The following is an 11,759-nucleotide window of genomic DNA, read 5'->3' as shown; positions in this document are numbered from 1 at the left end:
CGTCCAAAAGGGACACAACGAGACCCCCCCACAAGCGGGTCCCACCTACGAAGAAAGCAGAACCACTCCCATGACCAACGTCGCTCTCGCGTTCCTCGCCGCCGGTATCGGCGCCGGCCTCTCCATCATTGGCGCCGCCCTCGGCATCGGCAAGCTGGCCGCCGCCGCCATGGAGGCCACGGGCCGTCAGCCGGCCGCCGGCGGTGACATCCGCACCTCCATGATCATCGCCGCGGCGCTCATCGAAGGCGCCACGCTGTTCGCGCTGGTGATCTGCATCCTGCTCGCGACGAAGACCTAAGTGACCTAAGTCGCGCGAGCAGTCCCGTGGGCCCGGCGTTCGCCTTGGAGCGGGCGCCGGCCTCGCGGTCCGAAGTTCGCAGTCCGCAGTTCGTCGTCGGTTTTCGTCTCACCCCTTCTTCCCGCCGTCCCAGGACACGCCGCCATGCTGCCTACCGTCCTCGCCGCCAGCTTCCTGGAGGTCCGCCCGGGCCTCATCTTCTGGACCCTCATCACCTTCGTCGCCGTGCTCGTGGTGCTGCGCTGGAAGGCGTGGGGCCCCATCCTGTCGCTGGTGGAGGAGCGCGAGAAGCAGATCGCCAGCGCCATCGAGAGCGCCAAGCGTGAGCGCGCCGAGGCCGAGAAGCTGCTGGCCGACCAGAAGACGGCCATCGCCGAGGCGCGTCGCGACGCCGCGGAGATGATGCGCAAGAACCAGCAGGACGTGGAGAAGTACCGCGAGGAGCTGATGGCCAAGAGCCGCAAGGAGGCCGAGGAGTTCAAGGCCCAGGCGCGCCGCGAAATCGAGGACCAGAAGACCAAGGCCATCGCGGAGGTTCGGACGATGGCGGTGGACCTGGCCCTCGAGGTGGCGGGCAAGCTCATCGCCGAGCGCATGGACGACAGCAAGCACCGCGCCCTGGCCGAGCAGTTCGTGAAGGGCCTGCCGGTCGGTCCTGGCGGCACGCCGCGCGCCTAAGCAGGCACGCCGGGAAGCGGCCCGCCCTCCGCGCTGTTCGAAGGAACCGTCATGGCGCTCTCCATCGGAATCGTCGGCTTGCCCAACGTGGGCAAGTCCACCCTCTTCAATGCCCTGTCCGCCGCGGGCGCGCAGGCGGCCAACTACCCGTTCTGCACCATCGAGCCGAACGTGGGCGTGGTGCCGGTGCCGGATGAGCGGCTGGACAAGCTGTCGGCCCTCATCAAGCCGCTGAAGAAGATCCCCACCTCGCTGGAGTTCGTGGACATCGCGGGCCTGGTGCGCGGCGCCTCCAAGGGCGAGGGCCTGGGCAACCAGTTCCTGGCCAACATCCGCCAGGTGGACGCGGTGCTGCACGTGCTGCGCTGCTTCGAGGACGACAACGTCACCCACGTCGAAGGCGGCGTGAACCCGGTGCGGGACCGGGACGTGGTCGACACGGAGCTGTGCCTCAAGGACCTGGAGACGGTGGAGAAGCGCCGCGAGCGCGCCCAGCGCAACGCGAAGATGGGCGGCAAGGCGGGCGATGAGGCCAAGGCGGAGCTGGCGCTGCTGGACAAGGTGAAGGCGGGGCTGGACGCGGGGATTACGGTGCGCGGGCAGAAGCTCAATGCCGACGAGCACGCCGCCATCCGCGAGCTGTTCCTGCTGACGGACAAGCCGGTGCTGTACGTGGCGAACATCTCCGAGGGGCAGATCGGCAAGGAGGATGAGTCGCCGCACGTGCGCTCCGTGAAGGAGATGGCCACCAAGGAAGGCGCCGAGGTGGTGGTGCTGGCGGCGGCGATGGAGGCGGAGATCCAGCAGCTCCCCGAGGAGGAGCGGCCGGGCTTCCTGGAGAGCGCGGGGCTGAGCGAGCCGGGCCTGCACAAGGTGGTGCGGGCGGGCTACAAGCTGCTGGGCCTGCAGACGTACTTCACGGTGGGCGAGCAGGAGTGCCGCGCCTGGACGATCCTCAAGGGCTACAAGGCCCCGCAGGCGGCCGGCGTCATCCACTCGGACTTCGAGCGCGGCTTCATCAAGGCCGAGGTGATGCGCTGGGAGGACCTCATCAAGCTCGGCAGCGAGAGCGCGGTGAAGGAGAAGGGCCTGCTGCGCGTGGAAGGCAAGGAGTACGTCGTCCAGGACGGCGACTGCATGCACTTCCGCTTCAACGTGTAGCGCGCTTGCCGCCTCACAGTCCGCGCTTGCGGAGGTAGAACCAGAAGGCCACCACGCCGATCGCTATCAATGTGTTGAGGATGGCGGAGCGGCGGTGGCGGCCCTCGGGGTCCGGGTAGCGCAGGGCCATGAGCCACTCGCTGCCCACGCGTAGGACCAGGAACACACCCAGGAAGACGGGCCCCAGCCAGGGAGGAAGGATTCCCGGCTGGAGGGCGACCGCGAGCGCGCCAATGAGCGCCACGGTGCCGAGCAATCGCGCGACGAGGAGCCAGGGGGGAAAGGAGCGTGGAGTCACGCGCCCACCCTAGTACGGCGCCCGAATGAGGCGAGGACGGACTCGGAAGAAGCGTCACCCGGTGCGCACAGTCGAGGGTTCCACATACCGCGCGCGGGGGCGCAGCAGGTGGCCCTGCTCGCGTTGCTCTAGCACGTGAGCCACCCAGCCCGCGGCGCGTCCTACCGCGAACACCGCCGTCGCCGCGCCCGGCGGGAGCCCCAGCGCCGAGGCCAGCGCCACCAGCCCGAGATCCACCGTGGGCGGTGGGTGTCCCGCCTCGCGCATGGCCTCCGCCACCGCGCGCACCACCCGCACCGCCACGGGTTCCGGACGCACCGCCCAGGCCACTTCCAGCAGGGGCGGGGTGCGAGGGTCTCCGTCCGGGTAGAGCGTGTGTCCGAAGCCCGGCACGGACTCGCCCCGGCGCAGCCGCTCGCGCACCACCGTGGCCGCGCGCTCGGGCCTGCCCACCTCCTGCATCAGCGCCTCGATGCGATCGCAAGCCCCGCCATGCCGGGGGCCCGAGAGCGCCGCGAGCGCCGCGCTCACGCACGCGTACAGGTCCGCTCCCGAGGAGGCCGTCACCCGCGCGGCGAAGGTGGAGACGTTCAGCTCGTGATCCGCGCACAGCACCAGCGCCCGATCGAGCAGCTCCGGTGCTCGCTTCGCCGCCACGCCCCAGGCCTGGGCCAGCGAGGCAGCCACCGTCGGCTCCTTCAGCGCATGGGTTACCCGGCCTGCGCCGTGTGCCGCGCCCACCCACGCGCCCAGGTGGCGCAGCAGACGCTGGGCTCGCAGCCGCTCCTGCTCCGGAGGCGCGGCGAAGCGGACCGCATCCGCCACGCCCAGCAGCGGCACCACCGTCGAGAGCACCGCCAGCGGGGGCGCATCCCGAGGGAGCAGTCCCACCAGCGTGGAAGGTGGGAAGGGAAGCTCTGGCACGGGCCAGCGGGCGGGCGAGGCCGGCAACTCGCCTGTCCACAGCAACTCCGACACCTCCTCGAAGGAGCGCCCGCTCACCGCCAGCTCTACCGCGGAGTGTCCTCGGTAGGCCAACCCCTCCGCCCCCACTCGCGTCACCGAGGAGTCGATGACTGGCTCGCCCCACCGCAGCGCTCCCGAGGCCACCGCTGCGTGTCCCGCTCGCGCGTCATGCCGCGCCTTCAGGCGCTCCACGTCCGCGCGCACATAGCGGTTCTCCTTCGTCCCCCGTTCGGGCACGCAGCGCACGAGCCCTCGGCTCACGTACGTGTAGAGCGTCGCTCGCTTCACTCCCAGGAGTGTTGAAGCCTCGGCCGCCGACAGCAGCTCCTCATGGCGATCGTCCAATCGAGATGGAGAACGCCCTCCCTTGCTCTTCACCATGGCTCTCGAGGCCTCCGAGGAGAGATTGTCGACTCGACTCGACAGACTGTCGAGATGAGGTCCGAGCGTCGGGAGGCACATGGAGAGCTGAAGCACCCCGGGTGCGAGAGGGGTAGGGTGCGCGGTATGGCTTCCCTGCTCGACACGCTCGCCCGAGAGCGTCTGCTCAAGGACTCCGCGGCCGCCGCCGAGGTGCTCGTCCCCGGTGAGCCTCCACATGTGTCCCTCCTGCGCCTGTGCGACGCGGGCCTTCTCCAGGGAGGACTCTCCGTCGCCCTCGGCGTCCGGCCCGATGAGCTCGTGGGTCCGCTCACCCTGGCCATGGGCGGCGCCGCACGCACCTTCAAGCTGATCGATGTGCGTGAACGCCCCACGCTGGAGCTTCATGTCCTGGCCGGAGAGCTCACCGAGCGCTGGGAAGTAGAGGATCTGGCCGCGCTCGTTCACAACCTCAACGATCTCTACCGCCAGGCACCCGAGGTCCGCGCCGTGGCCGTACTCGGAGAGTGGGCAGACGCGCTCCAGCTCGTGTGTGTGGAGAAGCGAGCCCTGCCTCGACTGCTGCGCCAATCCTTCTTCGCTCCCCAGAACGCCCCGGCGCTCGGGCGCCTGTTGGGAGAGGAGTGATAGAACCGCCACACGCGAAGGGGGGGCGTGGTTCTGGGAAGGCGGGTGGCTCATGCACGGCATCATCTTCAGCCAGCTTCGCAACTACGCGCAGGCACGCCTGGGCGAGCGTGGCTGGGAGAGTCTGCTGCGCGAGGCGAAGTTGCCCGCGCGCGTGTACCTCGCCTTCCAGAGCTACCCGGACACGGACGCCGTGGCGCTCTGTGGCGCTGCCTCCAGGCTCTTGGGCTGCTCCATTCGCGACGTGCTCGAGGACGTCGGTGAGTTCATGGTCCCGGGCCTGATGAAGATCTACGGCGCGTTCATCCAGCCGGGTTGGAGTGTCCTCGAGGTCATCGAGCACGCCGAGCGCATCCACGAGAAGGTGCGCCGCGACCCCCACGCGACTCCCCCACGGCTGGAGTGCCACCGGGTGGAGCCGCACACCGTGCGAGTCGTGTACTCGTCGCCGCGGAAGCTGTGCGGTCTGGGCATCGGCTTCGTCCGAGGATTGGCGAGCACGCTGAATCAGCGCGTCGAGGTGCAGGAGCGGCAGTGCGTGCATGAGGGCGCGTCGCATTGTGAGTTCATCGTGAAGAGGATGGGCTGAGACCTCCGCTCGGCCACGCTCGACCCGGCTCGGTCGGATGAGGCAGCATGCCCTCATGCGGACCGTGCCCCTCCTGGTCGCTCTCCTCGTCTCCAGCAGCGCCTTCGCCGAGCCCGACACCTTCGGCCTGGGCACGGGCCGGAGCGGCTTCCTGCGGCTCGACTCCCCTCAGAGCGTCATTGTCAACCGCTACGCCCAGGTGACCGCCGCCGCGGCCGCTGGCACGCGGAACATCACCCTCTCCAGCCCCACGACCTTCATCGCCGGGGAGCTGGTGCTCGTTCACCAATCCGCGGGCCTCACGCCCGTGCCGGCCTCCGGAGAGCAGCGCGCCATCACCCTGAGCCCTCTGGGGAACAGCAACGCGGTGGGCCGCTTCGAGTACGCGCGCGTGGAGGCGCTGACGGAGACGGGGCTGCGGCTGACGGCGCCACTCCTGTACGGGTACGCGGCGAACGTGACCCAGGTGGTGAGCGTGCCGGAGTACACCGAGCTGGAGGTGCGCACTGGGGCCACGCTGCGAGCGGCGCCCTGGGATGGGACTCGGGGCGGCATCCTCGCGGTGCTCGTCCAGGGCCGGCTGCGCAACGATGGGGTCATCACGACGGATGGGTTGGGCTTTCAGGGTGGAGCCTTCCTCAACCACACCGAGCTCTATGCGTGTGCGGGGCTGGATGAGCCGGTGACCAGCGGCGGTGCCTATAAAGGAGAGGGGCTGGTGGCGGGCAGCTTCGGCACGGCGTCGGGGCGGGGCAACCTGGCCAACGCCGGCGGCGGAGGCCTCTGCCACAACGCCGGTGGTGGAGGAGGAGGCCATGGGGGCGTGGGCGGCGGTGGTGGCCGCTCGGCACCCGCCGACACGGAGCGCGAGGTGGGCGGCCTGGGCGGCGCGCCCGTGGCGTACGTGCCCTATGAGCGCCTCGTCTTCGGAGGCGGAGGCGGCGCGGGCGAGGGCAACAACGACTTGGGCACTCCGGGCGCCGCGGGCGGAGGCCTGATGCTCTTGCGCGCCCTGGAGGTGCGGGGCTCCGGTGTCTTCCGCGCCAACGGGGCCACGCCGCCCCTGGCCGCGGATGACGGAGCGGGTGGGGGGGGCGCGGGCGGCGCGATCTCCTTGCGCGCGGTGGAGGAAGTCGAGTGTGGCCGCATCGAGGCTCGGGGTGGTGCGGGCGGCAGCGTGACCGAGGCAGGCTTCCCGGTGGGGCCCGGAGGCGGTGGCGGCGGAGGTGTTCTCTTCCGCCAGGGAGAGACCTTCACGTGCGCGACGTCGGTGCTCGCTGGAGCGCCGGGCGTGACGCCGGCGACGGGGGGCTCCCATGGCGCGGGCCCCGCCGTCCTGGACGGGGGCACGGCGGTGGGCTTCGTGCAGACGGTGCAGGTGCCCTTCCGGTTGCCCAATACGCCGGCGGTGACGCAGCCTGTGGATGGGGCCACGGGAGTGTCTCCCCGGCCCACCCTGGCGGGCACGGCCGAGTCCGGCGTCCTCGTCCACCTGTTCCTGGATGGCGTGGCGTACCGACAGGTGGTGCCCGGCAACGATGGGGTCTTCTCGTTCACGCCTCCCACGGACCTGGCGCCGGGAGAGCACCAGCTCGCGGCCTCGGCGGAGGTACTGGGAGTCCGCAGCCCGGTGTCCGCGGCCAACCGCTTCAGCGTGGTGATGCCCGCGGACGCGGGAACGCCGGATGCGGGGACACCCGACGCGGGGACGCCCGACGCGGGGCTACCCGATGGCGGCACGGGAACGCCGGATGGCGGAGGTGAGAGCCCGGGAGGGCTGGTGCGGCCCGTCGTGGTGGTGCCCGCCGAGGGAGAAGGGGTGGACCCCACGCCGCTGGTGGCCGGGACGAGCGCCAGCGGTGTCACGGTGAGCATCGAGGTGGACGAGGTGGAAGTCGCCCGTGTCCCGAGGGATGAGCAGGGCCGCTTCCGCTACCTGCTCTCCCTCGAGCAGGCGCTGGTGCCTGGTGTCCACCGCGTCACCGCCCGCGCCTGGGATGAGGCGGGCACCGCCGGCCCCTCCTCCCTGACCACGAACTTCGAGGTGCTCGAGGCGCCAGAGCTCTCCGTGGGGTGTGGGTGCGGGGCCTCTCCCGGCGTGGGCCTGGGCGTCGGGGCGCTGCTGCTGGCCGCGTGGGCCGCCCGCCGCCGGGAGTGACGGAGCGCGAGGCTACTCGTTGTCTCCCAGCAGGCCTCCCAGGCCCGCTCCGCCCAGGACGCTGCCCTCGTCGCGAGACCCGCCTGGTCCCGCCGCCGCCAGGATGCGGCCCGCCAGCCGGCTGAGCGGCAGGGACTGGAGCCACACCGTGCCCGGCCCGCGCAGCGTGGCGAAGAAGAGCCCCTCGCCGCCGAAGAAGGCCGTCTTGATGCCGCCCACCATTTGGATGTCGTAATCCACGCTCGGCTGGAACGCGACGATGCAGCCCGTGTCCACCCGCAGCACCTCGCCCGCGGCCAGCGTGCGCTCGTGCAGCGTGCCGCCCGCGTGGATGAAGGCCAGCCCGTCTCCCTGCAGCCGCTGCATGATGAAGCCCTCGCCGCCGAACAGGCCCGCGCCCAGCTTCTTCTGGAAGGCGATGCCCAGCGACACGCCCTTGGCCGCCGCCAGGAAGCTGTCCTTCTGCGCGATGAGCTCGCCGCCCATCTTCCCCAGGTCCACGGGGATGATGCGCCCCGGGTACGGCGCCGCGAAGGCCACCTTGCGCTTGCCGCTGCCCCGGTTGAGGAACACCGTGGTGAAGAGCGACTCGCCCGTCAGCAGCCGCTTGCCGGCGCCCAGCAGCGAGCCGAAGAAGCCGCCCTTCTTCTCGGAGCCGTCACCGAAGAGGGTCTCCATCTCGATGCCGTCCTCCATGTACATCATCGCGCCGGCCTCGCCGACGGCGGCCTCGTTCGGATCCAGCTCCACCTCGACGAACTGCATGTCGTCCCCGTGAATCTGGAAGTCCACCTCGTGCATCCGCGTCATGGGCATTGCTCCGTGAGAGGGTTGAGCGGGGCGCACCATAGCCGCGAGCCCGAGGGCTTCAACCCGCTCGTGCTCTGGCCCGCCGGGCGGCCCTACGGGATGTCGAGCGCCGGCCAGGGGCAGGACGTTATGCTCGGATCCTCGAGGGCCACGGCCAGGCAGGCGTGGCTGGCGGAGTGTTCAATGGCGGAGTTCTCCCAGGGCGTGGAGCACGAGCAGAGCGACGGCGTCAGGATGAGCCAGATCCCCATCGGCCTCTTCATCCGAGGGCTGCTGGCGATGCTCCTCGCGGTGGGGCTGATCGGCGGCCTGCACGCCTACCTCGGGGTGCGGCTGGTGTCCGCGCCCCACCTGGGCGCACCGTGGACGACGCTGGGCTGGGGCGCGCTGGGGCTGCTCTTCGTCTCCATTCCCCTGGGCTTCGTGGCCTCGCGCCGGAAGCCCACACTGCTCAACCAGGTGCTCTACTGGACGTCCATGCTGTGGCTGGGCGCCTTCGGGTTGCTGCTCACGGCCACGCTGGTGGCGGACCTCGTGGGCGTGGCCTGGGGGCTGTTCGGCACGGCGCCCGAGCCCCAGGCGCTCGCGCGGGGCAAGGCGCTGGGCGTGGTGGGGGTGGTGGTGCCGGCGCTCGCCTTCGCGTTCCTCACGGCGCGCGGCCGGGCCCGCGTGGAGCGGGTGCGGGTGCCCATCGCGAAGCTGGGCCCAGGCCTGGACGGCGTGCGCGTGGTGCAGATCTCCGATGTCCACATCGGCCCCACGCTGGACCGGCACTTCCTGCGGCGCGTGGTGGAGCAGGTGAACGCGCTGAAGCCGGACATCATCGCGGTGACGGGAGACCTGGTGGACGGCAGCGTGCGCACGCTGCGCGAGGAGGTGGCGCCGCTGTCCGGGCTGCGCGCCGAGCTCGGCGTCTACTACGTCACCGGCAACCACGAGTACTACCACGGGGGCGCCGCCTGGGCCGCCGAGGTGGCGCGGCTGGGGCTCACGGTGCTCCAGAACGAGCACCGCGTCGTCGAACGCGCGCAGGCGCGGCTCGTCGTGGCGGGCGTGACGGACCACGAGGGCGGGCGGATGGACCCGGCGCACGCGTGCCGGCCGGACGTGGCGCTGGCGAGCGCGCCCTCGGGAGTGCCACGCCTGCTGCTGGCGCACCAGCCCCGCACGGCCTTCCTGGCGCGGGGGCTGGAGGTGGACCTGCAGCTGTCCGGGCACACGCACGGCGGGCAGATCTTCCCCTTCATGTTCTTCGTGAAGCTCCAGCAGCCCGTCATCCGCGGGCTGGCGACGATCGCCGGGGTGCGCGTGTACACCAGCCGGGGCACTGGCTACTGGGGGCCGCCGCTGCGGCTGGGGCCCGCGCCCGAAATCACCGAGCTGACGCTGGTCGCGGGGTGAGCGCCGATCGCCGGGGTGGGTTTGTACCAACGCACAAGGCGTGACTCCGCCAACGGACATGCGGACCTTGTGGCATGTCCTCTCCAGGCATGTAGGCGTCCTCGGATGGACCGAACCCGCGATTGATTCGGCACCCCACGGGGGTTTACTCTGAGCGTGTGTCCAGGCCGCTGCTCTCCGGTGCTGGCCTCATGGCTCCAGCGACCGAATCCTCGAAGACGGAGCACAAGGGGCTCCGGCGCCGGGCAACTCGCCTGGAGGACTGGAGTGTGCCCGCACCCTCCGTGTTGGGGACGCTCCCCTCGAGGCGCTCGCCGCTGGAGCGCTCGGGAGCGGAGCAGCCGCCGACGATCCTCGTGGTGGCGGAGGCGGCGAGCGTGCGCAACGCGGTGGCGCGTGAGCTGACGCGGGAGTTCGAGCTGCTCAACGCCAGCACCTTCGACTCGGCCGTGCGCAAGCTGTCGGCGAGCCCCTCGCTGGCCGCGCTCATCGTCGACCTGGACCTGAGCGATGAGCACGGCGCGTCCTGGTTCCTGGCACGGGTGGTGGACCACGCGTACGACGGGCCGCGCATCCTGCTGTCCAGCGCGCTGGGCTCCGAGCACGCCTCCTCCATGCGTCGCGCCTCGGTGAGCCACTTCACCCTGCCGAGCCCCTGGCAGCAGGGAGAGCTGCGCTCGAGCCTCGGCGCCGCGTTGGGCCTGGCGGAGCCGCCTTCGCGGCTCACGGAGCTCTGAGCGTCGGGGTCTGGAAATGACACGAGGCTCCCGCTGGGATGAGACGGGAGCCTCGTGATGGAGGGCTGGAGTGGGGGATGACGGCTCCAGCCACGGTTCCAAAACCCATTTTGGTCGTGCTTATTCTCGCACAGGAAACCCTCTGAGTTGCGTCAACGCTGACTCGTCCTCACGTAGAGGGGCGGGTCGCCAGCGACTCTTGTCTCCAAGCGTCTGGAATCCTTCAGGGAGGTGGCTCAGGGGTGCCCGGGAGCGGGGTGCGGATCTACCGTGAATGCCGCGCCGCGGCGGGGCGGTGGGTGAGGAGGGACACGCATGAAGGAGCCTGGATGGAAGCTGAACCTCAACTGGATAACGCCCCAGCTGGCGGTGGGAGGCCGCTTCCCCGTCGAAGCCGTGGAGCACATGGCGCTGCAGCTCGGCATTCGCCACGTGGTGGACGTGCGGGTGGAGGCGCGTGACGACGAGCATGTGCTGCGCGAGCACGGCATCACCTTCTTGCACCTGCCCACGGTGGACCTGCGGGCCATCAACGAGGAGATGCTGGAGGACGGGGTGCGGTGGGTGAGCGAGCACCTGGAGCTCGGCCACAAGGTCTACATCCACTGTGAGCACGGCGTGGGGCGCAGCGCGACGCTGGCGCTCTGCGTGCTGGTGGCCCAGGGGGACAGCCCGCTGGAGGCGCTGGAGCGCGCCAAGACCGCGCGGTGGCAGGTGGCTCCCAGCCCCGAGCAGCTCGAGGCCTTCATGCAGTGGTCAGAGGGGTGGCGGGCGCGGCACGGGGTACCCTGGAAGGTGCCCGCCTTCAAGGCGCTGTCGGAGATCGCCTACCGGCACCTGCGCAAGCCGCCGAAGGTCGAGGAGGAGTAAGCCCCGCTCAATCGTCGCCCGTGTTCATGAGCACAGCGCTGAGGAGGGTGAGCGCGCCGATGCCCATGGGAATCAACCCGAGGGGCTCTCGGAGGAGCAGGTAGATGCCCGGCACCATCCAGAGCAGGCCCACCCCGCTGAGCCACACCGTGCCCAGGCCTTGGAGGAACCGCATGCGCTGCTCCCGGCCGATCAGCAGCAGGAGCGTCGGCACGAGGGTGGTGAGGCTGATGAAGAGCAGGCTCCACGCGAAGATCGCGCCTGCCTCCGTGGGGGCGATGTTGGCGAGGACGATGGCGGGGAGCAGCTCCCCCAGTCCGAGGACGGAGATGATGCCCAGCCCCACCTTCTGCTTGGTGGCGCCGCTGGAGCTGTCGGCGGCGCCGCGCGACGCCCGGAGCTCGGAGGCGTCGAGCGCCTCGGGGGGCACCTCGAGCGCGTAGGGGTAGCCAAGTGACACGAGGGCCTGGACCGCGGCGGCGCGCACCGTGCGGCCATCGCTGCCGGTGAAGTCCCCCAGGTGCTTGTCCTCGATGAGGGACAGCAGCCGATCCGCGTGCTCGCGCAGGTCTGGCTCCGGGGGTGGAGGCTCGGCGAGGCCCGCGAGCAGCTTGTCCACCTCGGCGCGGGCGGCACCGGGGGCCAGGGCCTCCTGGATCAACTCGGTCAACGGGGGAAGCCCCTCCGGCAGGGAGGCCACGCTGGCTTCGTGGGAAGCGGGAGAAGGGGCGGCGCGGGAGCGTTCCAAGATGGGGCGCAGTCTAGCGCCTCGGGCGGAGGGC

General features: G+C 70.8%; 13 protein-coding genes. 9 read left to right on the top strand and 4 right to left on the bottom strand.

The window, feature by feature from the left end:
* Positions 1–70: 70 nt before the first annotated feature.
* The 3 genes from SYV04_RS07085 to ychF all read left to right on the top strand — a co-directional run bounded on the left by SYV04_RS07085 (position 71) and on the right by ychF (position 2,140).
* On the top strand, positions 71–301 hold the full coding sequence (locus SYV04_RS07085; RefSeq protein WP_321544862.1) for an ATP synthase F0 subunit C: 231 nt from the start codon (positions 71–73) through the stop codon (positions 299–301).
* A gap of 144 nt (positions 302–445) precedes the next feature.
* Positions 446–979 (top strand): F0F1 ATP synthase subunit B, encoded by a 534-nt coding sequence (gene atpF, locus SYV04_RS07080; RefSeq protein ID WP_321544861.1) that lies wholly within the window; start codon positions 446–448, stop codon positions 977–979.
* A 51-nt stretch (positions 980–1,030) separates the two neighbouring features.
* The gene (ychF, locus tag SYV04_RS07075; RefSeq protein WP_321544860.1) at positions 1,031–2,140 is read left to right on the top strand and encodes a redox-regulated ATPase YchF; all 1,110 of its coding nucleotides are present in this window, start codon (positions 1,031–1,033) and stop codon (positions 2,138–2,140) included.
* 13 nt (positions 2,141–2,153) lie between these two features.
* Here ychF and SYV04_RS07070 read toward each other — a convergent pair whose 3' ends face one another.
* Together SYV04_RS07070 and SYV04_RS07065 are read right to left on the bottom strand one after the other, a co-directional pair.
* Positions 2,154–2,438, bottom strand: coding sequence for a hypothetical protein (locus SYV04_RS07070; protein ID WP_321544859.1), 285 nt, complete (start codon positions 2,436–2,438; stop codon positions 2,154–2,156).
* Positions 2,439–2,492: 54 nt separating this feature from the next.
* Entirely contained in the window at positions 2,493–3,785 is a 1,293-nt protein-coding gene (locus SYV04_RS07065; protein WP_321544858.1) for a citrate synthase family protein, read from the bottom strand.
* A 126-nt stretch (positions 3,786–3,911) separates the two neighbouring features.
* Between SYV04_RS07065 and SYV04_RS07060 the strand changes: the two genes are divergently transcribed.
* Genes SYV04_RS07060 through agmC form a run of 3 tightly spaced genes read left to right on the top strand, consistent with a single transcriptional unit; the run spans position 3,912 to position 7,159 of the window.
* Positions 3,912–4,412 carry a hypothetical protein gene (locus SYV04_RS07060; protein WP_321544857.1) on the top strand — a complete coding sequence of 167 codons (501 nt, stop codon included), beginning with the start codon at positions 3,912–3,914 and terminating at the stop codon, positions 4,410–4,412.
* A gap of 52 nt (positions 4,413–4,464) precedes the next feature.
* Positions 4,465–5,001: a heme NO-binding domain-containing protein gene (locus SYV04_RS07055; RefSeq protein ID WP_321544856.1), complete on the top strand. Its 537-nt coding sequence runs from the start codon at positions 4,465–4,467 to the stop codon at positions 4,999–5,001.
* 55 nt (positions 5,002–5,056) lie between these two features.
* Positions 5,057–7,159 carry an adventurous gliding motility protein AgmC gene (agmC, locus tag SYV04_RS07050; protein ID WP_321544855.1) on the top strand — a complete coding sequence of 701 codons (2,103 nt, stop codon included), beginning with the start codon at positions 5,057–5,059 and terminating at the stop codon, positions 7,157–7,159.
* Positions 7,160–7,171: 12 nt separating this feature from the next.
* Here the strand turns inward: agmC and SYV04_RS07045 are convergent, their stop codons facing one another.
* Positions 7,172–7,969: a TIGR00266 family protein gene (locus SYV04_RS07045; RefSeq protein WP_321544854.1), complete on the bottom strand. Its 798-nt coding sequence runs from the start codon at positions 7,967–7,969 to the stop codon at positions 7,172–7,174.
* 183 nt (positions 7,970–8,152) lie between these two features.
* On the opposite strand from SYV04_RS07045, the gene SYV04_RS07040 reads away from it, so the two are divergent.
* The 3 genes from SYV04_RS07040 (at position 8,153) to SYV04_RS07030 (ending at position 10,977) form a co-directional block, all read left to right on the top strand.
* Positions 8,153–9,370 carry a metallophosphoesterase gene (locus tag SYV04_RS07040; protein WP_321544853.1) on the top strand — a complete coding sequence of 406 codons (1,218 nt, stop codon included), beginning with the start codon at positions 8,153–8,155 and terminating at the stop codon, positions 9,368–9,370.
* A gap of 269 nt (positions 9,371–9,639) precedes the next feature.
* Positions 9,640–10,107: a response regulator gene (locus SYV04_RS07035; RefSeq protein ID WP_321544852.1), complete on the top strand. Its 468-nt coding sequence runs from the start codon at positions 9,640–9,642 to the stop codon at positions 10,105–10,107.
* A 315-nt stretch (positions 10,108–10,422) separates the two neighbouring features.
* Complete coding sequence (locus tag SYV04_RS07030) at positions 10,423–10,977, top strand: protein-tyrosine phosphatase family protein (protein ID WP_321544851.1); 555 nt, start codon at positions 10,423–10,425, stop codon at positions 10,975–10,977.
* A gap of 7 nt (positions 10,978–10,984) precedes the next feature.
* Here the strand turns inward: SYV04_RS07030 and SYV04_RS07025 are convergent, their stop codons facing one another.
* Positions 10,985–11,677: a hypothetical protein gene (locus SYV04_RS07025; protein WP_321544850.1), complete on the bottom strand. Its 693-nt coding sequence runs from the start codon at positions 11,675–11,677 to the stop codon at positions 10,985–10,987.
* Between the last annotated feature and the right edge of the window lie 82 nt (positions 11,678–11,759).

Origin of the sequence: Hyalangium ruber, from assembly GCF_034259325.1 — a bacterium.
Taxonomy (GTDB): Bacteria; Myxococcota; Myxococcia; order Myxococcales; family Myxococcaceae; genus Hyalangium_A; species Hyalangium_A rubrum.
The sequence above is the reverse complement of the archived record's forward strand: the minus strand, read 5'-3'. Positions and strand labels throughout refer to the sequence as shown.

Excerpts from the sequence above, each read along its gene's own strand:
- SYV04_RS07045 (WP_321544854.1), bottom strand. The coding sequence starts at position 7,969 with ATGACGCGGATGCACGAGGTGGACTTCCAGATTCACGGGGACGACATG.
- ychF (WP_321544860.1), top strand. The coding sequence starts at position 1,031 with ATGGCGCTCTCCATCGGAATCGTCGGCTTGCCCAACGTGGGCAAGTCC.
- SYV04_RS07065 (WP_321544858.1), bottom strand. The coding sequence starts at position 3,785 with ATGGTGAAGAGCAAGGGAGGGCGTTCTCCATCTCGATTGGACGATCGC.
- SYV04_RS07085 (WP_321544862.1), top strand. The coding sequence starts at position 71 with ATGACCAACGTCGCTCTCGCGTTCCTCGCCGCCGGTATCGGCGCCGGC.
- agmC (WP_321544855.1), top strand. The coding sequence starts at position 5,057 with ATGCGGACCGTGCCCCTCCTGGTCGCTCTCCTCGTCTCCAGCAGCGCC.
- SYV04_RS07030 (WP_321544851.1), top strand. The coding sequence starts at position 10,423 with ATGAAGGAGCCTGGATGGAAGCTGAACCTCAACTGGATAACGCCCCAG.
- SYV04_RS07055 (WP_321544856.1), top strand. The coding sequence starts at position 4,465 with ATGCACGGCATCATCTTCAGCCAGCTTCGCAACTACGCGCAGGCACGC.
- SYV04_RS07060 (WP_321544857.1), top strand. The coding sequence starts at position 3,912 with ATGGCTTCCCTGCTCGACACGCTCGCCCGAGAGCGTCTGCTCAAGGAC.
- SYV04_RS07040 (WP_321544853.1), top strand. The coding sequence starts at position 8,153 with ATGGCGGAGTTCTCCCAGGGCGTGGAGCACGAGCAGAGCGACGGCGTC.
- atpF (WP_321544861.1), top strand. The coding sequence starts at position 446 with ATGCTGCCTACCGTCCTCGCCGCCAGCTTCCTGGAGGTCCGCCCGGGC.